Here is a 20,804-nt window from a genome sequence, read left to right as displayed (position 1 = left end):
GGAGTGACCCATACATCCTAGTTAACTTCATAATGATTACTATTTAAGTAGCGGAAGTAATCTCTTAGTTTAATAGCTAATATTCTTCCTACGACATTGATGAGGCTGACATTTCTTCGATAGTCCATGTCAATGGGTCCAATTAAGCTTAGTAGTCCAAAGCCCCGATAAGGGATGAGAAATTTATAGGTTAACAAGCTTAGATTGGATAAGGCCGGATCAGAACTATCTGCAACCTGTACCGTGGCCATTTCATTTTCCGACATGCCCTGCCTGATGGTTAGAGCCAACATTTGTTCATCATTTAGAAATTGATAGGTTTCCACACCAGAATACTCCAAAGCTTTTACTTTACCAGATACAAATATTGTTTCTTCAAACAACCCTTGAAAGATATAATCAAAGAGGTCTAAAACATTATCTGTTACTGTAAAGTATTTCTGAAGAATCTGTGGTATTTCCGTCCTTAACTTGTAGTGAACATCCATTAAGTCACGTCCAATAAGACGTTCGTCAACGATTTCTTTAACCTTGACCATGTCACGGGCTAAAAAGTTTTTAGGTATAGCGAACTGGACAGTTAAGGGCTTGGACTCATCCAGAGTTAAGACAGCCAAGGCGTCATGAGCAGAAAGTTGGACAATGTCAAAGGCGGTTAGCTTTTGAGAGGATGGCTCAACATCCAAGATTGCAACGGAATAGCCACTTATCTCTGCCAGAACCTGACTAGCTTTTTTGAGAAGATCCTCTAGTTTAAAGGCTTCAAAGTCAAAGGCCTTAACAAGCTGATAAACATCTGCATCATCAATGCTTCCAAGATTTAGCGAGTGCTCCACAAAATATTTAAAACCTGCTGGACTTGGCAAGCGACCACTTGATGTGTGGGCTTTTTCTAGTAAACCAAGCTTTTCTAGCTTGGCCATTTCATTTCGAATGGTTGCACTACTGGTCTCAATGGAAGACTGTAAAGCTTTCGAGCCAACTGGTTCATGAGTTTGCGTAAACAAATCAATAATCAGGTTTAAGATCTCGTTCTGACGTTCTGTTATCATGAACCAAGCACCTCCTTTTACAATTAGCACTCATATCCTTAGACTGCTAACTTATGTTTTCATTATACTATATCCTAAAAGCTTGTCAAGAGAAAAACTTAAAAAATTAGCACTCTTTTTTCAGAGTGCTAATTTTTCTTATCATAGGCTGTTAAATTATTTTCTTCAATAACTTTTATCAGTTTATCTGAGTAATGTTTGTCATCAGGATAAATATACTCTTCCAGAGCCTGGGCAGCTTCCTTGTAACCTACTTCTGTAGCTAACAAGCGGTAAAGGTGTTTTCCCCATAGCTGACCATTTCTTAGAGTATAAAAATAATCTGCTATAGAGGCTTCCCAATTGCGATAGTGGACAAAATGAACTTTACTATTGCCCCTCGACTGACTAGTTGGCCTACTTTTTATAAGCCCAATAAAGTCCTGACCAGGCCTTGCTGTCAGTGAAAAGAGATTTTTATATCTGGCCGCAAGAAGTGTCCTTCCTGAATTCGTTTCTAGGATAATTTGTCCAATGATTACTGATGGCCTCACTCCATAGATTTTTGCTAGGGGTTTGACATCCTGAGCAATCTCCGCCACAAAATCCTTCTCTGTATAGGCCACCTTCACCAATTGGGTAGACTGGGGTGTTTTTCCATGAATGATTAAGGGTGTCATAAGTAGGAACAAAAAGAAGAATAAGACTATTAAGAAAGTGTTTAATTTCAAGCGTTTTCTCATCTTTTCTCCTTTAATAAGCCTACATATTCTTCCAATGATAGGTTGTTTTCTGTCATATACTTAGCTGATTTTTTCCCGACATAACGATAATGCCAATCTCTATAGTTTACACCCGTAGAATCCTTTTTGTCTTCTGGAAAGCGCAAAACAAAGCCATAGTCTGGAGCAATTTTTTTGATTTTTTCTACCACTTTAGAATCAGACTGGTTTAAGGTATCAACCGTACTCATCTCAATAGCTAAACCTGTTTGGTGCTCACTTGTCCCTGGAGCCTGGAAATAGCCTTGAACAAGAGCTTCGGCTGCTTTCTGGGTTAAATTAGGAGCTTTTGCTTTTTCTTGATCAACATAGGATTGGTAAAGACTGGCTTGTTCTTCCACACTTCGGTAACCTAAAATCAAATGTTCTTGAGGGTCTATGGTTTGGGCAGCTGCTAAAAATTCAGCTGTCTCATTTTCAATCTTTGCATTTACCTTGATTCCATTGATATCAACTAACTTAGGATTCATCTCATCTTTATGGTGATCCTTATTAACAAGTACTAACTGCCAATCACCTGCCGATACCTTTGGTAAAGCACTTTCTTTACTTTTAGTACTTTGACTTGAAAGAACCTTTGTTTGCTGATTTTTTGATGTTTGAGAGAGAGCTTGGTCTCCCTTTACAAAGTAATACAAGCAAAAAAGAAAGAGTAAAACTACTAAAAACTTCAATAATATTGCCAAGAGTTTATTATTTTTCATTTGCCATTTTCTCAATTATTTCGCGTCCACGGTAACGATAACTCATATCACCTATTGCTTTAATGGTAAATTTCCCATCTTCAAAATCAACAACAGTAATACTACCATTATCTATATACTGCTTTTCTCTATCAGGATCAATCAGCCACATAAAGGTACCAATAGTCATCCCGTGACTAACTACAATTGCATTGCCTCCACCTGAATTTTGGATAGACAAGGCTATAGCTTCAAAGCCATCCCAAATCCTCTTTTTTAGAACTTCCCAAGGCTCGGCCCAGTTGGCAGTGTCCACTTCAACGATGCTTTCTGCTAATTCAGAATAGGGAACTTCACGCATATTCTCCTTGCCTGCGAAGGCCTTTGTCCTTGGTAAAACCCCGAGGAATAATTCAGAATCGTAGGCTCCATCCAAGCTGCCAAAACACCATTCACGGATACGTTTGTCACGTGTATAGGGGATAAATTCATTTTTAGACTCCCTCAGAATAATCTCCATGGTTTGCATGGTTCTTCCAGAGTCACTGGAGAAGGCTGACTTAAAGGGAATAGCCGCATCTTTTAATCCCAGACCAAGTTCTCGGATGCCTTCTTCACCAAATTTGGTGAGAGGGGTGTCAGACCATCCTTGGGCTCGTCCTATAGTATTAAACATTGTTTTACCATGTCTAGCAATATAAAGTCTTGTCTTAGTCATTTTTTCCTCCAAAATAGTCTCTTTTATTATAGCATTAAATGAAAACACTTGCAAAATCTTGCAAATGTCTTTCTTAGTTTTTAAAGCTGTGGATAGGAGCAGGTATTTGTCCTCCTCGTGCAATGAAATCTGCAGATGAGTTTTCATTGACAGCCATAACGGGAGCAGATCCTAGCAGGCCACCAAATGCTATCATCTCTCCGACTTTTCCTTTGGGGATAATTCTGACCGCTGTGGTTTTTTGATTGATAACCCCTATAGCAGCCTCGTCAGCAATCATGGCAGCAATGGTCTGGTAGGGAGTATCTTCTGGAATTGCAATCATATCTAAACCTACAGAACAGATGGCTGTCATAGCTTCTAGTTTTTCCAAATTCAAGGCTCCTGTCTGAACAGCAGCAATCATCCCCTCGTCTTCAGAAACAGGAATAAAGGCTCCAGATAAACCACCCACTTGGTTGCAGGCCATAACACCTCCTTTTTTGACAGCGTCATTTAAAAGAGCTAATGCTGCTGTTGTTCCATGAGTGCCAACTCTTTCAAGACCCATTTCTTCAAGGACACGGGCTACAGAGTCTCCCACTACTGGGGTTGGTGCCAAGGAGAGGTCAACTATTCCAAACTTAACATCCAATCTTTCACTAGCCATTTGTCCCACTAATTGACCAATTCTGGTGATTTTAAAGGCTGTTTTCTTAACTGTCTCCGCTAAAATATCAAAGCTTTGCCCACGCACTTTTTCCAAGGCTCTTTTAACAACTCCTGGACCAGATACACCAACATTAATAACAACATCGGCTTCGCCGACCCCATGAAAAGCGCCAGCCATAAATGGATTATCTTCCACAGCATTGGCGAAAACAACCAATTTTGCGGCTCCTAAGTCAGAAAGCTCTGCAGTTTCCTTTATAACTCGTCCCATATCAGCCACAGCTGTCATATTGATACCGGATCTGGTAGAGCCAATATTAACTGAGGCACAGACCTTTTCAGTTTCGGCTAAGGCTCTTGGGATGGAATGAATCAAAATCTCATCACCTTTTTGGTAGCCTTTTTGTACCAGGGCTGAGAAGCCTCCGATGAAGTCTACTCCTATTTTATGAGCAGCCTTATCTAGAGCCTTTGCCAGGGGCAGATAATCTTTTGCATCAGTTGCAGCTCCAATAAGGGAAATCGGAGTTACAGAGACACGTTTATTAACAATGGGAATGCCTAGCTCTGCAGCAATCTCATCTCCTACCGCAACAAGGTTAGCCGCCTTACTTGTAATTTTAGTGTAGATTTTTTCAGCAGCCTTGTGGATGTCAGGATCAATACAATCTAAAAGAGAGATCCCCATGGTAATCGTACGAATATCAAAATGCTGCTCTTCAATCATAGCAATGGTTTCACGAACTTGTTTTATATCCATTAGTTGATCTCCTTATAGTTTATGCATAGCATCAAATATGGCCGTGCTTTGGATATTAATGTCAACATGGAGCTCTTTTCCATAATCATTAAACTCTTTTCTTAATTCTGAAAAATTTTCTTGCTTGTCAGAAGAAACCAGTGCCATCATGGTAAAATAATCATTCAATACAGTCTGAGAGATATCATCAATATTTAAACCCAGCTCAGCTATCTTACCAGAAACCCCTGCAACAATACCCTTACTATCTTTTCCTACAACTGTAATAATAGCTTTCATGCAAAGCTCCTCCTCATATTTTTCTAAATTCTACCATAAATTAGCATTATTTTCTATAATAGTTCGACCTTCAACCTTCTAAGCAGCTTTTGCAAAAGTATATCAAATAAGTCAAAAGCCCCCTTTTTTGTTATCCATTTGTTACCTTTTTTAAATATTCCTTTCCTATAATGATTATGGCAACCATTAAAAGATAAGACAATTTCATGTTGCAAAAAAGATCAGTTGTGGCTCCACAACTGATCTTTTTTATCTGTGTTCAAAGAAATAAGATACCACAGCAACTACTATGACAGCTCCAATAATAGAAGGGAGAATAGACATACCAGCTAAATGTGGTCCCCAGTAGCCAAAGAGTTTTTGACCCACGGCAGAGCCAATTAAGCCAGCTGCGATATTGGCAAAACAACCCATGGAACTTCCTTTGTTTGTAATCTTTCCTGCTATCATCCCAATAATAGCGCCTACAATTAATGAACCAATCATCTTCTTTCTCCTTTTTCTCCTATGAGTTTATTAACATTAGTTTACCATAATTTTGCTCTTTTTTTCTTCTGAGACGCTTCATAAACGTCTTTTAATTTTTCTGTCTTCATTAAGAGGAAAGAATCTCTAACTGTGATCAACAAGACTGATACCATAATAAAAGTCATTCCCAAAAGATCAATAGGATAAAAGACTTCCTTTAACAATAAAGCTGCAAAGAATACTGAGGCAACTGGTTCTATTGCTGCTAGTAAACTGCCTTTTACAGAACCAACCCTGTTGGTCCCCTTTAAAAAGAAAGTGTAAGCATAGATTGTCCCTATTCTTACAAGGCAAGGAGGTTATGCCCTGTCAAGGGCAACTGATATTGCCAAGCCTGTGTCATTATAGGAAAGATAACTCCTCCCATCATCATTGCTAAACCAATAATAATTAAACTGCCCCATTCTGCAACCAACTTCGCTGGGATGATAATGTATAATGCCGCAGTCAGTGCCGCTAAAAGCCCCCAAAACAGACCAACTGGTGTGATGGCTAGTTGAGAGAGATCAGTATGAGTAGGAATAACAAGGGTTCCCATTATGGCTAAAAACATGGCAAGGCATTCCGTAAAGGTCGGACGACGTCTTTCTTTTATAGAAATAACAAGTAAGATGATGATAGGGTTAAGATACTGTAGAACCGTTGCCGTCCCTGCATTGGTATAGCGAATAGCATTTAAATAAGAATACTGGTTTAACAGCAGAGCACAGATACAAAATACCAGTATGGACAGTAGGGTCTTGGAGCTAGAAACAACTGTCATAAATCTTTTCTTTTGCTTAAAAGCCGAAACTCCTGAAATCCCCCAGGCTATACCGTCCGAAAGCACCATCAGAGAACCATTCTTTTTCTCCATTTATCTTCCTTTATGTATTATAAAATTGATGTAAAACAAATAGCAAACAAGTAAAAAAACCTCATTAACTGCGTCTCTTAAGTCCCATTTTATATCCAACTTAAGAGACACAGCTAGTGATAATAGGTTTTTTAGTCTTATAGTTTTTGTAACTCTTCCGCTAATAAAGCTTGTGCTACTTGTGGGTTTGCCTGACCCTTTGTGGCTTTCATAAGGAAACCTGTGAAGGCCTTGTCGGCATTTCGTTTGCCAGCTTTAAAGTCGGCTACTGCTTCTTGATGATCTGCAAAAACTTGATGAATAATTGGAATGAGAACTTTTGGATCAGAAATTTGAACCAAACCAGTTTTTTCAACGAATTCTCTTGCTGAACCGCCATTCTTAGCTAGATGCACAAAGACTTTTTTGGCAATTTTTGATGAAATGGTTCCATCAGCAATCAGGGCAATCATTTCAATTAGGTTTTCTGGGCTTAAGTTGATGTCTTCAATGCCCTTGCCCTCTGCATTCAAGAACTGAGCCACCTCACCTTGCAACCAATTTGAAACTTGTTTGGCATCTCCGCCTAAGGCTACTGCAGCTTCAAAGAAATCAGACAGAGCTTTTGTTGCAGTCAACTGTCCAGCATCATAGCCTGAAAGACCCAGCTCAGAAACATATTTGTGGCGACGTTGAGCTGGGAACTGAGGTAATTGCTCACGCATTTCAGCAATCCAGGCATCGTCAATTTCAAATAAGGGCAGATCTGGTTCTGGGAAATAACGGTAATCCGCTGCTCCTTCTTTAACCCGCATGAGGATAGTACCCTTATTAGCCTCATCATAACGACGGGTTTCTTGACGGATAAGACCACCTGAGCGAAGGATTTTGGCCTGGCGTTCTACTTCAAATTCAAGCCCTTTACGAACATTAGAAAATGAATTGAGGTTTTTCAATTCTGTCTTAGTACCAAAGGCTTCTTGACCGTAAGGTCTAAGAGAGATATTGGCATCCACACGCATGGAACCTTCTTCCATCTTGACATCAGAAATACCAGTGTACTGGATGATTTCTTTTAGAGCTGTCAAGTAAGCATAGGCTTCTTCTGGTGAACGCATATCTGCTTCTGATACGATTTCTATTAGGGGAACACCCTGACGGTTTAAGTCAACATAGCTGTAGCCATCAGTTCCGTGAGTGTTTTTGCCGGCATCTTCTTCTAGGTGGGCACGTTCAATACGGATTTTCTTCTGAGAGCCATCTTCCAGTGTAATATCTATCCAGCCATTATAACCAATAGGCTCATCAAATTGCGAAATTTGATAGGCTTTTGGATTATCTGGATAGAAATAATTCTTGCGGTCAAAGTGCATCTTTTTATGGATGTCCATATTAAGGGCCAGCGCAGCTTTGATCCCCGCATCAATAACACCCTTGTTCATGACTGGTAAGACCCCAGGGAAGGACCAGTCAATGACATTGGTGTTGGCGTTAGCTTCTTGTCCAAAATGAGCAGAAGAAGGTGAGAAAATTTTAGAATGTGTATTTAGCTCAACATGGACTTCGAGGCCAATGATTGTTTCAAAGTTCATTACTTGTCACCTCCAAAAATAAGTGGTTGTTTCTTATGGTAATCTGTAGCAGCTTCAAAGGCTGCAGCGGCTTGGTAAATTGTTTCTTCACTATATTTAGGACCAATTAATTGTAAGCCAACTGGCAAGCCATCAACAAAGCCTGAAGGAATAGAAATTCCTGGAAGGCCAGCTAAGTTGACTGGAATAGTGAGAAGATCTGCCAAATACATGGATACAGGATCATGGTTAAGCGTGTCTAAGCCAAATGCTGGGGTCGGAGTAGTTGGCCCTAGAATCAGATCGTACTTGTCAAATACTTTTTGGAAATCTTGACTAATCAATGTACGCACTTGACCCGCTTTTTTGAAGTAGGCATCATAGTAGCCTGATGACAGACTAAAGGTTCCAAGCATAATTCGACGTTTAACTTCGTCTCCAAAGCCCTGACTACGTGTTTTGACATAAATATCATCTAAAGTTTTTGCATCTTCGGCACGGTAGCCATAGCGGATACCATCAAAACGCTGTAAATTAGATGAAGCTTCAGAAGAAGCAATAATATAATAAACAGCAACGCCGTACTTACTGTGAGGAAGGCGAACTTCTTCAACAATAGCTCCTAGCTTTTCAAATTCTTTAGCAGATTTCAAGACATTTTCTTTAATTTGTGGATCAATGCCTTCTCCTAGATATTCCTTAGGAAGTGCAATCTTCATCCCCTTGATATCTTTTCCGATCTTAGAAGTAAAATCAGCTATAGAAACAGGTGCAGAGGTTGAATCTTTGGGATCTGGTCCGGCTATGACATTAAGCAGGTTCGCATTTTCTTTAACAGTTTGTGAAAATGGCCCTATTTGATCCAAGGAAGATCCAAAGGCAATTAATCCAAAGCGAGAAACCGTTCCATAGGTTGGTTTAAAGCCGACCACCCCATTGAAAGCGGCTGGCTGACGAATTGAGCCGCCTGTATCAGAACCAAGGGATAGGCGAACCTGACCTGAAGCTACTGCGGTGGCTGAACCACCTGAAGAGCCACCTGGAACCTTGCTGTGATCCCAAGCATTCTTGGTTTTTTTAAAGTAGGATGTTTCTGTTGAACCTCCCATGGCAAATTCATCCATGTTGGTCTTCCCAATAATAACCATATCCTTAGCATAGGCCTGGGCAATGGCTGTAGCATCAAAGATAGGCTCATAATTATAAAGCATCTTAGAAGCTGCTGTTGTCAAAATGCCTTTTGTTGAGATATTATCCTTAACAGCCAGAGGGATTCCAGCCATGATGTTATCTTTGTCTATTCCCTTAGCATCAATGGCATCTGCTTGAGCCAAAGCCTTGTCTTCTTCAATACTAATGAAAGAATCTACAGCTTCTTCACGTTCTTTAATATCAGCTAAGGTCGCTTGGGTTAATTCCCGGACTGAAATTTCTTTTGAGACAAGAAGCTGGTGTAATTCTTCAATACTTTTATGATTAAATGACATTAGGCATCTCCTCCATCTTCAAGAATTACTGGTACTTTGATAAAGTTATTTTCTTTTTCTGCAACATTTTTAAAGAGTAGTTCACGGTCTATCCCTTTTTCTGCAAGGTCTTGACGCATAACATTTTTACAATCAGCCATGGTCGTTGTGATGGCTACTCCTTCAGTATTGACTTCTTCTAACATTTCAACCATGTCCACTATTTTTGATAGGGTGGTTGCGAATTCACTCGTTTCAGCGTCAGAAAATGATAATTTTGATAATGTGGCCACGTGGCGCACTTCTTCTTCAGAAATTTTCATGACTTCTCCTTAGGTTTCTAATTTACATAGTCTGACATCATTATAACACAAAATACTGCTTTTCATAGAGACCTCTCCTTAGAAATAAGCTTCCCTTGCCTAAAGAATGCTCTCAGAGAAAGGGGCATTTTTTATGAGTAGCCTTTATTTTTTAGTCTATAAAAAATCACCTCAGGTGAAAGCTTATTTTCTTTTGTGACCAGAAAAACCCTCCAAGTTCTAGCAGTCTAGAAGCATTGGAGGGATTTTTTTATGTTAAGTTATGCTGGTTCTTTCAGCTAAGTGCCTACAAACCAGTGCAAGGATTTTATTTATCTAGAGATAGACTTGAACCACCGGCCTTAATCTTTGCCTGAGCTGCCGCTAATTTAGCAATTGGTACCCTAAAAGGAGAGCATGAAACATAGTTGAGACCTTGTTGGTAACAGAATTCAACTGAAGCTGGCTCGCCTCCGTGTTCCCCACAGATACCCATCTTAAGATCTGACTTGCTTGAACGGCCTAGTTGCACAGCCATTTTCAATAAACGACCAACACCTTTTTGGTCTAATACTTGGAAAGGATCTTTCTCAAAGATATCTTTCTCCATGTATTCACCCAAGAATTTACCAGCATCATCACGTGAAAAACCAAAGCCCATTTGGGTCAAATCATTTGTACCAAAGCTGAAGAAATCAGCTTCTTCAGCAATATCATCAGCTGTGACACAGGCTCTAGGAATTTCAATCATGGTTCCAATGGTATAGTCCATTCTTGCTCCTGCCTTCTGCAATTCTTCCTCAACAGCCTCTTCAATGAGTCCACGAATAATTTTCAACTCTTCCACGGTAGAGACTAGGGGAACCATAATTTCGGGACTGACAAAAACACCTTCTTGCATAGCCTTAATAGCTCCCTGGCTAATGGCTCGCGCTTGCATTTGATACATCTCTGGGTAGGTAATGGACAAACGACAGCCACGGTGGCCAAGCATAGGGTTAAATTCTTCCAGTTCTTTAATCCGTTTTTTAAGGTCATTGACATGGATATGTAACTCCTGTGCCAGGCTACCAATAGATTCTTCATCATGTGGTAAAAATTCATGTAGGGGTGGATCTAACAGTCTAATATTACAAGACTTCCCATCAAGTACCTTGAAAATCTTGTAAAAATCATCTCTTTGGTGTGGTAACAATTTATCCAAGGCCTTAACACGTTCTTCAACACTATCAGCTACAATCATTTGACGCACCAGTGGAATGCGTTCCTCATCAAAGAACATATGTTCTGTCCGGCACAAGCCAATACCTTCTGCTCCAAAGTCCAATGCTTTTTGGGCATCACGAGAATTATCTGCATTACTGCGTACTTTCATATCACGTTCTTGATCGACCCATTCCATGAAGGTTATGAAATCCTGGTCAAGATCTGAAGTTGTCATAGGAACTTGCCCTAGATAGACAGAACCAGTCGCTCCATCAATGGATAGGTAGTCACCTTCTCTAACTACTAAGGAAGCAACAGTAAGAATTCTGGCTTCTTCATCAACCTGCATGTGACTACAACCAGCTACGCAGGGTTTGCCCATTCCTCTAGCAACAACTGCAGCATGAGAAGTCATCCCACCACGGGCTGTGATAATTCCTTTGGCACTGACCATTCCTTCAATGTCTTCTGGTGAGGTTTCTTGTCTGACCAGCAGAACTGTTTTTCCAACCTTGGCTTCTCTGACCGCATCATCAGCGTGAAAGTAGACCTGTCCACAGGCAGCTCCCGGAGAAGCTGGCAAACCCGTGGTAAGGAGCTCTGCTGCTTCAAGGTCTTTATTATCAAAGGACGGATGAAGTAATTGCTCTAGTTGCTTAGGTTCAATCCGTAAAATGGCTTCTTCCTTACTGATTAAGCCTTCTTTGACCTGATCAACAGCTATTTTAATGGCAGCCTTTGCTGTTCGTTTTCCATTTCTGGTTTGTAACATGAAGAGCTTCCCTTTTTCAATGGTAAATTCTACATCTTGCATGTCATGATAGTGATTTTCAAGTAAACGTGTAATCTCTAAGAATTGCTTGTAAATGCCAGGCATATCCTCTTTCAAGCGGTTAATATCTTGAGGGGTACGAACCCCTGCTACAACGTCTTCTCCCTGGGCATTGATAAGGTATTCTCCAAATAATTGATTTTCTCCGGTTGATGGATTACGGGTGAAGGCAACTCCTGTTCCGCTGTTTTCACCCATATTTCCATAAACCATTGCCTGAATATTAACGGCAGTGCCTAAGCTATGGGAAATATCATTTAATTTCCGATAGACCTTGGCACGGGGATTATTCCAGGATTTAAAGACTGCTTCAATTGCTAAGAGTAATTGTTTTTTAGGATCTTGTGGAAAGGCATAGCCAGTCTCAGTTTGATAGATCTGTTTAAAGGTTTTTACGATTTCTTTCAGATCATTTCCGCTTAAATCTGTATCATCTTCATAAGCCTTATCTTCCTTAACTTGGTCTAAAACCATATCAAATTTGTACTTAGGAATACCAATGGCAACATCAGCAAACATCTGAATAAAACGTCGGTAACTATCATAGGCAAAGCGTTCATTTTGTGTTGACGCAATTAACCCTTGGACACTGCTATCATTTAAGCCTAGGTTTAAGATAGTATCCATCATTCCAGGCATGGAAAAGACTGCTCCGGAACGGACTGATACTAGGAGTGGATCCTTGTCATCTCCAAGTTTTTTACCTTGTTCCACTTCCAAAAGTTCTAAGGCCTGATCGATTTGATCTAAAATGTCTGCACTTATTTTACCATCATTATCATAATAAGTATTACAAGCCTGAGTTGTAATCGTAAAACCTTGTGGTACGGGTAAACCAATACTTGTCATTTCTGCCAAGTTAGCTCCCTTACCACCTAGCAAACTTCTCATATCTTTGTGACCTTCAACAAAACGATATACAAACTTAGTGTCCATCTGTGCCTCCATTTTACAAATCATTATTTTTTAAGATTTCAAGAATAATTGTTGCTGTTTCTTCAATAGCCTTATCAGAAACATTGATCATTGGGCATTTGAGTTGTTTCATAACAACTTCTGCATACTGGACTTCTTCAAAAATACGTTCCCTATTAGCATAATTAGCATTACTAGATAAGCCCATTGATTTGAGTCGTTCCTTACGAACCTGACTTAACCGTTCAATAGAATTAGTTAAGCCGATGATTTTTTTAGGACTGATCTGATAGAGTTCCCTAGGTATAGGAACTTCTGGTACCAAGGGGATATTAACAACCTTCAGATGCTTGTCCGCCAAGTACATGCTTAAAGGCGTTTTAGAAGTTCTTGAAATACCTAACAAGACAAGATCTGCTTTTAATATTCCTCTTGGATCCTTGCCATCATCATATCTGACGGCAAATTCAATGGCTTCAACCCGTTTAAAGTATTTTTTATCCAATCTCCTCAGCAAACCCGGTTGGCCCAGAGGTGTGAGACCAGATACCCTAGACATGGCCTTAATAACATTTGTTAATAAGTCAACGTAGACTAATCCTTCAGTCTGACAACGTTCTTGAGCATAGCCTGCTAGTTTATCGTCAACAAAGCTAAACATTAAGCAAACATTTTTGTCTTTAGTCTGTTCTAATATTTTTTCTAGTAATTCTTTACTATTAATATAGGAAAAGCGCTCAAATTTCCAATGTTCATGCATGGGAAACTGCTGCAGACAAGCCTTAGCAATAGCCCTAGCCGTTTCTCCCAGAGAGTCTGAGATAATAAATATTGATAATTGTTCGTCCATGATACCTCCTTTTCAGACCTATTCTTTGATTTCAAGAAATAATCTAGTGATGATGGTTTTGGAAAATTTTCCAACGACTTTCAAACGACCATCTTTTCCTGGCCGCACAACTGGCAAGCTATCGACCTGACGGGTAACCAACTTTTCAGCAGCCTCTAGAACAAGCTCTTCTTCTAAAACTGTAGTAATATTGGGAAACCGTGTCATAATCACGCCTATTGGTAATTTTGTCAAATCACCACCACCAATACTAGCCTTCAACAGATCCTTTCGAGAAACCAAGCCAACCAGGTAACCATCCTGGTCTAAAACAAAACCTCCACCGGTATCTTCCATAAAGATTTGGACAATAACATCATGAACAGAATCATTTTGATGAACTGTTAAGGGAACGCCCATAATTTGAGAGACATGCATTTCCTTGAAAAGGTTATACTCCTGACTCGGTTCACTATGACCTATATAAAAATAACCAACCTTTGGTTTAGCATCCAAGACCCCTAACATGGTAAGAACCACCAAGTCAGATCTTAATGCTGCGCGAGTGAGCTGTAAGAGCTCCGCTATTTTTTCCCCTGTAATAGGTTCATTTTCTTTGACGATATCAACAATCGCTTTTTGCCTTTGATTAAGTTGAATAACCCTAGCCTCCTCTGTTTATTCTTGGACAATTAAACATATGTGATATACTATTTGTCTTTTTCGACTATATTGTACTATACTATTTCAAAAAAGCAAGTATTTATATTAAAAGTTCAAATAAAAAATCTCAAGTTCAAGACCCAGCCTGAAAAAAAGTTTTTAGCCAAGCCACTAAATAATCGGTGAGAAAGCTTGTATCTGTTAAGAATTCTCTAAGTAATAAGGTTCTAAAAATAGCTGACGCAGACAGCTCATTTCCCTGCCTAATCTTTCTTATTCTATTAACTTATTTATGTATACTATTTACTTGCTTAAATCAAAAGCTTTTGTTAAACTGCTCTTTGTAAGCGTATACAATTATTTTGGAGGTAGATTTTTCTGAGCATTAAAACTTTAACTGTTGCCGGTAGCGGTGTTCTAGGCAGTCAAATTGCCTTTCAAGCAGCCTATAAGGGTATGCAAGTCACCATTTATGATATTAATGACAAGGCCATAAAAGAGGGCAAAAAACGTATCAAGCACTTGGCCAAAGTTTACCAAGATGAAATAGAAGCTGCCAAAAAGTCCTATGGTCTCAAGGCACAGGCTATTTCTTATAATAGTAATCTTCTACCAGACTTAGATGACATGTTCTTGTCCAAGGTTTCTGAGTCTTTGAAACTGGTTGCTAGTCTGCCTGAGGCTATTACATTTTCAAAAGATTTAAAAGAAGCTGTAGCAGATGCCGATCTTCTTATTGAAGCTGTCCCAGAAAAGATCTCTATAAAAGAAGACTTTTATAAGCAACTAGCTCAAGTCGCTCCAGACAAGACCATTTTTGCCACCAACTCTTCAACCTTATTGCCTAGTCAATTTGCAGAGCTTACAGGGCGTCCTCAAATGTTTATTGCCTTACACTTTGCTAACAATATTTGGCAAAACAATATTGTCGAAGTCATGGGTCATGAAAAAACAGCTGAGAAAACCTTTGATCAAGTGATAAGTTTCTCACAGGACATAGGCATGGTTCCTCTAAAATTACAAAAGGAACAGGCTGGCTATATCTTGAACTCTATCCTCGTTCCTTTCCTAGAAAATGCACTAGCTCTTTACTATATGAAAGTATCTGATTCTAAGACCATTGATAAGACATGGAAGCTAGGCACAGGAGCTCCTCTTGGACCACTGGAAATACTTGATATTATCGGTATTGAAACAGCCTATAATATTATGAAAAACTACGCCGACACTACTGAAAACCCTGACAGCCTCCATGCCCGTTTAGCTAAGATGCTCAAAGAAGACTTCCTTGATAAGGGATATAGTGGAAAAGCAGCTGGACATGGTTTCTACACTTATTAACAATTCCTTGCTATTTTGTTTTACCTGTCATTTCAGGTTCATATAAGATAAAAAGGCCTTAGGATCTGTATCAGCTCCAAAATTAGACTAAAAATCTAAGAGTGAAAGATGATACAAAATCCTAAGGTCTTTGTTTTGTCTCTTATTCTAAAGAGTCCAGCCATGCTCCTATTCCGCCATCAACATTAATGACATCTTTAAAGCCTTCATTATCTAAGAATGCGACTGCCTGTGCTGAACGTCCACCTGATTGGCAGATGATATGGTAGCTTGTATTCTTATCCAATTGTTTATAAGTCTCCTCAAAGTTACTCAAGGGCATATTGACTGCTCCAGGTACATGTCCTGCTTCATATTCAAAGGCCTCACGAACATCAATCAGATCAAGCTTGCCTTTTCTAAGCTGGTCTTGTAATTCTGCAATGGTTTCTGATTTAAACATATTTAATCCTTTCTGGATAGACACTTTGGTAGAGAGAATAGGCACCATCCAAATTTTGAACCCTAAAGCCATTTTGCTTAAGAATGCGTTCTGCCAGATAGGAACGTAAACCACTATGCAGCTTACAATATAAGCTTGGTTTTTATCAAGTTCCTTTAGGCAGCCACGAAAGTCATCTAAGGGAATATAAATAGCATCCGCAAACTTGCCTTTGCACATTCAGCTGCTGTTCGAACGTCCACTAGTTTCTTACCCTTAGCCAGTTCTTCTTCTAACTCATACCATTGAACACTTTCACTTCTTCCTTCAAGAATGTTAGTAGCCACATAACCTGCCATATTGACGGGATCTTTGGCTGCGCCAAATGGTGGAGCATAGGGGAATTCTAACTCAGGTAAGTTCTCAACAGTCAAGCCATCCTTAATAGCGGTAACTAAGATATCAATACGTTTATCAACGCCTTTTTGTCCGACAGCCTGTGCTCTATAGATGCGACCACTATTTTTACTAAAAACTAATTTAAGAATGATATCAGTTGCTCCCGGAAAGTATGAGGCATGATCTTTTCCACTAATATGAATGACTGCTAGGTCATCAAAGCTTTCTTTAGCTTGGCGCTCACTCAGTCCTTTTGAAGCCGCGGACAATCCAAAGACACGGACAATGGCTGTCCCAAAACTTCCCTTGTTTTTTTCAGCTTAAGCCTGCAATGACATCAGCCGCTTGTCGGCCTTGGCGATTTGCTGGGCTGGAAAGATAAATCAAGGCATCTTGACCTGTAATAAGTCTAATCTTATTCTTGACGAGTTCAGCTTGAACAAAGCTTGCCATTTCTTCATCTAATGGAGGCAATACATGCGGTGCTTTTTCAATGATAGTAACCTGGTAACCCCCTATGGGACAGGCTTTCAGCCATCTCAAGGCCAATAAAGCCCGCCCCAATAACTGTTGCTTTGCCAACCCCTTGATTTTTAATCTGTGCCATAATCTTATCTAGATTCGGAATATTTCTTAAAGTAAAGACATTGTCAGCCTGATCCAAGCTTGGCATTTGTGGAATGAAGGCTTTAGCTCCTGGTGATAGGATCAATTTGTCATAGTTTTCTCTATAAGTTTTACCTAAATGCACAGCTGTAACTGTTTTATCCTGTGGATTAATAGCTGTAATTTCTGTTTCAGGTCGAACATCTAAATCAAATCTTGCTTTTAGACTATCTGCTGTCTGTACTAATAGACTGCTTCGCTCTGCGATTTCCCCAGAAACATGATAGGTAAACCACAGTTAGCAAAGGAAACATAGGGTTCCCAATCAAAGACAATAATTTCGGCGTCTTCCTTTTAAGAATCTAATCTCAGATAAGAAACTCAGTTTCTCATCTCCCCATTGGCTGATACCAGGGCGAATCTATCAAAAGAGCACACTACCTTCGCCAATCTCTTTGCCTATCATGAGATTTCTCTGACAAATAATCAAGTAAAAAGTGATGATTTCTTTTAGCCATCACTTTTTCTACATATTTAAAAGTCCTTATTTCTAAGGACTTTAAGGACTTTCTTTTTTTATATGATTTTTGCTCCAAGAACTTTCTCGAAATGATTGAGTGCCCAATTAGTACTGGTTTCTGATAAGCTAGCAACTGCTTCTTTGAAAATTTCAATCTGATAACCTAAATGATAAGCAGCTATGGCAGTATGCAGTACGCAAATATCTGTCATCAGTCCTACCAGAACCAGGGCATCTACCTTTCTCTCCCTTAGGAGGATATCCAATTGTGTGCCAGAAAAGGCAGAATAATAACGTTTATCTATCCAGAAAACGCGACTATCATCCTTAATTTCTTGGTAAAACTGGCCTAGTGAGCCGTAGAGTTCTCTTCCACTTGTATTTCTTAAATTGTGCGGTGGAAAAAGTTTCTTCTCTGGATGAAACTCATCATCCAAGTCATGTTCATCTACAGCAAAAAAAATGTAATGACCTGCTTGAAAATTCTCTTTTGTAACTCGAGTTATGGCTTTTTCAATAAATTGTGCAGGTTTCCCTACAGTAAGCTTCCCATCATCTGCTACAAAATCGTATGTATAATCAATGTTTATAAGAGCTTTAGTAATTTTCTACACTTCCTTTAACTTATCAAATATTCCTTCGTTAATAACCTTGAGGTAAGTTCCCTTCATTCCTAAGGAACGACTTTCAATAATGCCGGCACTTTCAAGTTTACGCAAGGCATTAACAATAACTGAACGGGTAATACCAATTCGATCGGCAATAACTGAGGCTGTAAGGCGTCCCTCATGTCCTTCAAGTTCACCCAAGATAGCTGCCACTGCCTTCATTTCTGAATAAGACAGAGTATTCATAGCCATATTAACAGCTGTTTGCTTGCGGATGGTTTCTTCAAGGTTTTCTGTTTGGAGGTTTAATAACTGAATACCAACTACGGTACTCGAGATCTCAATCAATATCAAATCTTCGTCATTAAATTTTTTATCATTTCTCCAGATAATAAGAGAACCCAAGCGCATACCACCACCATAAATAGGGGCAATGGTTGTCAAACCGTCAGGGTAGATATCTTTAGACTCAACTGGGAAAATTGATAACTCATTGTCAACTGTCACATTAGCTTCAGTATCATAAACACGGCTAGCTGACTTCACATAAGACTCTGGAAACTGCTTAGCTTCAAAAAACTCTTCAACACGGTCATTGTTTGTCTTGTACTTCATAGCATAACCTAGAAGTGTTCCACCACCATTAATAATACAAGCATTGCAATCAATGATATCGGCTAGACGAGAAGCCATGGTATTGTATGGTAATACAGTCTCCAAACTGTCCACAGAGCGTTGGAGAATGGAGGTAATTTTACGTGTTTTTTCTAATAAATTTGGCATTTTTCACCTTTATCCTTCGATATATTTTGCGTCTCAATTATATCAAAGGACCCTAGAATACGCAAGGAATTTTCAGAAAATTGTTTACTATTTCTACAATTTCTAAAAGTCCTCCATATCAAGCTTTATTCATAAAATAATGTTCAGTACAAAAAAATATTTTCCATACTGAACCTTTTATGAGAATTTTATTAACGTTTATATTGGCTCAAAACCCGTGTAATTTTTTCTTGGACATCTCCTAATTCTTCAACAGTTGGCAGATAGACAATTCGGAAATGATCAGGATCTTTCCAGTTAAAGCCACGTCCATGAACCAGCATGACTTTTTCTTGCTTGAGCAAATCCAAAACAAACTGCTCATCATCATCAATATGATACATTTGTCGATCAATTTTTGGGAAGATATACAAACCAGCTCTAGGTTTGACAGCAGATAGACCTGGAATGTCATTGATAGCCTTATAGATGTAGTTTCTTTGTTCATAGATCCTACCGCCTGGAAGTAATAGTTGATCAACAGACTGGTATCCGCCTAATGAGGTTTGAACCACCTGTTGAGCTAGGACGTTTGAGCATAGACGCATATTGGCCAGCATATTGAGACCTTCTATGTAACCACGTACATGTTCTTTAGGTCCTGACAGAACCATCCACCCCACACGAAAACCGGCAATGCGATGTGATTTAGATAGACCATTCATTGACACACAAAAAACATCAGGGGCAAGACTAGCTACTGCTATATGCTCACCTCCATCCATGACCACACGATCATAGATCTCATCGGCGAAAATAATCAGTTGGTGCTCTCTTGCAAGAGCTACAATATCCTCTAAAACTTCTTTGGGATAGAGTGCACCAGTTGGATTATTAGGATTAATGATCACAATTGCCTTTGTTCTACTGCTAATCTTAGACTTGATGTCATCAATATCAGGATACCAGTCGGCTTCTTCATCACACAAATAGTGAACAGCATGTCCCCCACCTAAGCTCACACAGGCAGTCCACAGGGGATAATCAGGCATGGGAACCAAAACTTCATCTCCATCATCAAGCAGAGCTTGTAGGGACATGGAAATTAATTCGGACACTCCGTTTCCCAGATAGATATCATCAATATCCACCTCTGGAAAATTTCTCAATTGGCAATATTGCATGATGGCCTTGCGGGCAGAAAAGATCCCCTTACTGTCAGAGTAAGCTTCGCTGTTTCTTGCATTGATAATCAAATCACGAATGACCTCATCTGGGGCTTCAAAACCAAAGGCACCAGGATTACCAGTATTTAAACGAAGAATTTTCTCACCACTAGCGATCATCCGATCGGCCTCTTCTAAGACTGGACCACGAATGTCATATGCAACATGTTCTAATTTGGAAGACTTCTCAAAAATTTTCATATTTCACCTACCTCGTAGCTTTTATTATAAACAAAATCAAAAAAAATAGGAAGAATTTTCTATAAAAGCCCACTTGAAAAAGCAGATTCATTGAGGTTTCAGAAAAAAACAATCGCTTTCAAATTTTTAAAAAAAGGAGTATAATAATGATATAGAAGGAATCCACTTCAAGTGTACAAAGGAGGACACTACTATGATACAAAAATATGAACACATACTGGTCGCTGTTGATGGGTCATATGAATCTGAGCTAGCCTTTAATAAGGCTGTCAATGTCGCTCTTAGAAACGATGCCCAATTAATCTTAGCTCACGTCGTTGACACACGCGCATTACAAAGTGTAGCAACTTTTGATACTTATATCTATGACAAACTAGAAACAGAAGCTAAAGAAGTTCTTAGCACCTTAGAACAACAAGCCCGGGATCAAGGTATCACAAATATCAAGCAAGTCATTGAGTTTGGTAATCCTAAAAACTTGTTGGCTCACGATATTCCTGACCGTGAAAACGTTGATCTTATCATGGTTGGAGCTACTGGTCTTAACACCTTTGAACGTCTGTTAATTGGTTCTTCATCAGAGTATATACTACGTAATGCTAAAGTTGACCTTCTTGTCGTACGTGACACTAAAAAAACTTTATAATTAATAACTAAAAAAGCTTGGTT

Annotated in this window: 19 protein-coding genes and 2 pseudogenes; 2 read left to right on the top strand and 19 right to left on the bottom strand. The window is 39.3% G+C overall.

What is annotated here, in order from left to right; translation table 11 throughout:
* Positions 1–17: 17 nt before the first annotated feature.
* The 14 genes and pseudogenes from hrcA to ccpN form a co-directional block, all read right to left on the bottom strand.
* A complete protein-coding gene (gene hrcA, locus HBN42_RS05860) occupies positions 18–1,052 on the bottom strand; it encodes a heat-inducible transcriptional repressor HrcA (protein ID WP_165994125.1) in 1,035 nt (344 codons plus the stop codon).
* 128 nt (positions 1,053–1,180) lie between these two features.
* Positions 1,181–1,774 carry a glucosaminidase domain-containing protein gene (locus HBN42_RS05855; protein WP_165994124.1) on the bottom strand — a complete coding sequence of 198 codons (594 nt, stop codon included), beginning with the start codon at positions 1,772–1,774 and terminating at the stop codon, positions 1,181–1,183.
* Complete coding sequence (locus tag HBN42_RS05850; RefSeq protein ID WP_165994123.1) at positions 1,771–2,517, bottom strand: M15 family metallopeptidase; 747 nt, start codon at positions 2,515–2,517, stop codon at positions 1,771–1,773. The genes HBN42_RS05855 and HBN42_RS05850 overlap by 4 nt, the downstream gene beginning before the upstream one ends.
* Positions 2,507–3,214 (bottom strand): histidine phosphatase family protein, encoded by a 708-nt coding sequence (locus HBN42_RS05845; RefSeq protein ID WP_165994122.1) that lies wholly within the window; start codon positions 3,212–3,214, stop codon positions 2,507–2,509. The genes HBN42_RS05850 and HBN42_RS05845 overlap by 11 nt, the downstream gene beginning before the upstream one ends.
* 73 nt (positions 3,215–3,287) lie before the next feature.
* The gene (locus HBN42_RS05840; RefSeq protein WP_165994121.1) at positions 3,288–4,625 is read right to left on the bottom strand and encodes a PFL family protein; all 1,338 of its coding nucleotides are present in this window, start codon (positions 4,623–4,625) and stop codon (positions 3,288–3,290) included.
* A gap of 12 nt (positions 4,626–4,637) precedes the next feature.
* Positions 4,638–4,904, bottom strand: coding sequence for an ACT domain-containing protein (locus tag HBN42_RS05835; protein WP_165994120.1), 267 nt, complete (start codon positions 4,902–4,904; stop codon positions 4,638–4,640).
* 249 nt (positions 4,905–5,153) lie between these two features.
* On the bottom strand, positions 5,154–5,390 hold the full coding sequence (locus HBN42_RS05830; RefSeq protein ID WP_165994119.1) for a GlsB/YeaQ/YmgE family stress response membrane protein: 237 nt from the start codon (positions 5,388–5,390) through the stop codon (positions 5,154–5,156).
* A gap of 41 nt (positions 5,391–5,431) precedes the next feature.
* Positions 5,432–6,288, bottom strand: a pseudogene (locus HBN42_RS05825) (DMT family transporter).
* Between the two features lie 137 nt (positions 6,289–6,425).
* Positions 6,426–7,859 (bottom strand): Asp-tRNA(Asn)/Glu-tRNA(Gln) amidotransferase subunit GatB, encoded by a 1,434-nt coding sequence (gatB, locus tag HBN42_RS05820; protein WP_165994118.1) that lies wholly within the window; start codon positions 7,857–7,859, stop codon positions 6,426–6,428.
* Positions 7,859–9,325: an Asp-tRNA(Asn)/Glu-tRNA(Gln) amidotransferase subunit GatA gene (gatA, locus tag HBN42_RS05815; protein WP_165994117.1), complete on the bottom strand. Its 1,467-nt coding sequence runs from the start codon at positions 9,323–9,325 to the stop codon at positions 7,859–7,861. Before gatA ends, gatB begins: the two co-directional genes overlap by 1 nt.
* Positions 9,325–9,627, bottom strand: coding sequence for an Asp-tRNA(Asn)/Glu-tRNA(Gln) amidotransferase subunit GatC (gatC, locus tag HBN42_RS05810; RefSeq protein WP_165994116.1), 303 nt, complete (start codon positions 9,625–9,627; stop codon positions 9,325–9,327). Before gatC ends, gatA begins: the two co-directional genes overlap by 1 nt.
* A gap of 307 nt (positions 9,628–9,934) precedes the next feature.
* Entirely contained in the window at positions 9,935–12,580 is a 2,646-nt protein-coding gene (gene ppdK / locus HBN42_RS05805) for a pyruvate, phosphate dikinase (RefSeq protein ID WP_165994115.1), read from the bottom strand.
* 13 nt (positions 12,581–12,593) lie between these two features.
* Positions 12,594–13,409: a pyruvate, water dikinase regulatory protein gene (locus HBN42_RS05800; protein WP_165994114.1), complete on the bottom strand. Its 816-nt coding sequence runs from the start codon at positions 13,407–13,409 to the stop codon at positions 12,594–12,596.
* A gap of 18 nt (positions 13,410–13,427) precedes the next feature.
* The gene (gene ccpN / locus HBN42_RS05795; protein WP_165994189.1) at positions 13,428–14,048 is read right to left on the bottom strand and encodes a transcriptional regulator CcpN; all 621 of its coding nucleotides are present in this window, start codon (positions 14,046–14,048) and stop codon (positions 13,428–13,430) included.
* A gap of 381 nt (positions 14,049–14,429) precedes the next feature.
* On the opposite strand from ccpN, the gene HBN42_RS05790 reads away from it, so the two are divergent.
* Positions 14,430–15,392, top strand: coding sequence for a 3-hydroxyacyl-CoA dehydrogenase (locus HBN42_RS05790; RefSeq protein ID WP_165994188.1), 963 nt, complete (start codon positions 14,430–14,432; stop codon positions 15,390–15,392).
* A gap of 142 nt (positions 15,393–15,534) precedes the next feature.
* Here the strand turns inward: HBN42_RS05790 and HBN42_RS05785 are convergent, their stop codons facing one another.
* The 5 genes and pseudogenes from HBN42_RS05785 to HBN42_RS05765 all read right to left on the bottom strand — a co-directional run bounded on the left by HBN42_RS05785 (position 15,535) and on the right by HBN42_RS05765 (position 20,135).
* The gene (locus HBN42_RS05785) at positions 15,535–15,834 is read right to left on the bottom strand and encodes a rhodanese-like domain-containing protein (protein WP_165994113.1); all 300 of its coding nucleotides are present in this window, start codon (positions 15,832–15,834) and stop codon (positions 15,535–15,537) included.
* A pseudogene (locus HBN42_RS05780) lies at positions 15,827–17,169 on the bottom strand (FAD-dependent oxidoreductase); the annotation flags it as partial. The pseudogene HBN42_RS05780 and the gene HBN42_RS05785, both read right to left, overlap by 8 nt.
* Before the next feature lie 225 nt (positions 17,170–17,394).
* Complete coding sequence (locus HBN42_RS05775; RefSeq protein WP_165994187.1) at positions 17,395–17,943, bottom strand: cysteine hydrolase family protein; 549 nt, start codon at positions 17,941–17,943, stop codon at positions 17,395–17,397.
* A 3-nt stretch (positions 17,944–17,946) separates the two neighbouring features.
* On the bottom strand, positions 17,947–18,729 hold the full coding sequence (gene codY / locus HBN42_RS05770; protein ID WP_165994112.1) for a GTP-sensing pleiotropic transcriptional regulator CodY: 783 nt from the start codon (positions 18,727–18,729) through the stop codon (positions 17,947–17,949).
* 191 nt (positions 18,730–18,920) lie between these two features.
* Entirely contained in the window at positions 18,921–20,135 is a 1,215-nt protein-coding gene (locus HBN42_RS05765; RefSeq protein WP_165994111.1) for a pyridoxal phosphate-dependent aminotransferase, read from the bottom strand.
* Positions 20,136–20,328: 193 nt separating this feature from the next.
* Between HBN42_RS05765 and HBN42_RS05760 the strand changes: the two genes are divergently transcribed.
* On the top strand, positions 20,329–20,781 hold the full coding sequence (locus tag HBN42_RS05760; RefSeq protein WP_165994110.1) for a universal stress protein: 453 nt from the start codon (positions 20,329–20,331) through the stop codon (positions 20,779–20,781).
* The last annotated feature ends 23 nt before the right edge of the window (positions 20,782–20,804 follow it).

It is taken from the genome of Streptococcus catagoni (assembly GCF_011421425.1).
Classification (GTDB): Bacteria; Bacillota; Bacilli; order Lactobacillales; family Streptococcaceae; genus Streptococcus; species Streptococcus catagoni.
This window is presented reverse-complemented; position numbering and strand designations above follow the sequence as displayed.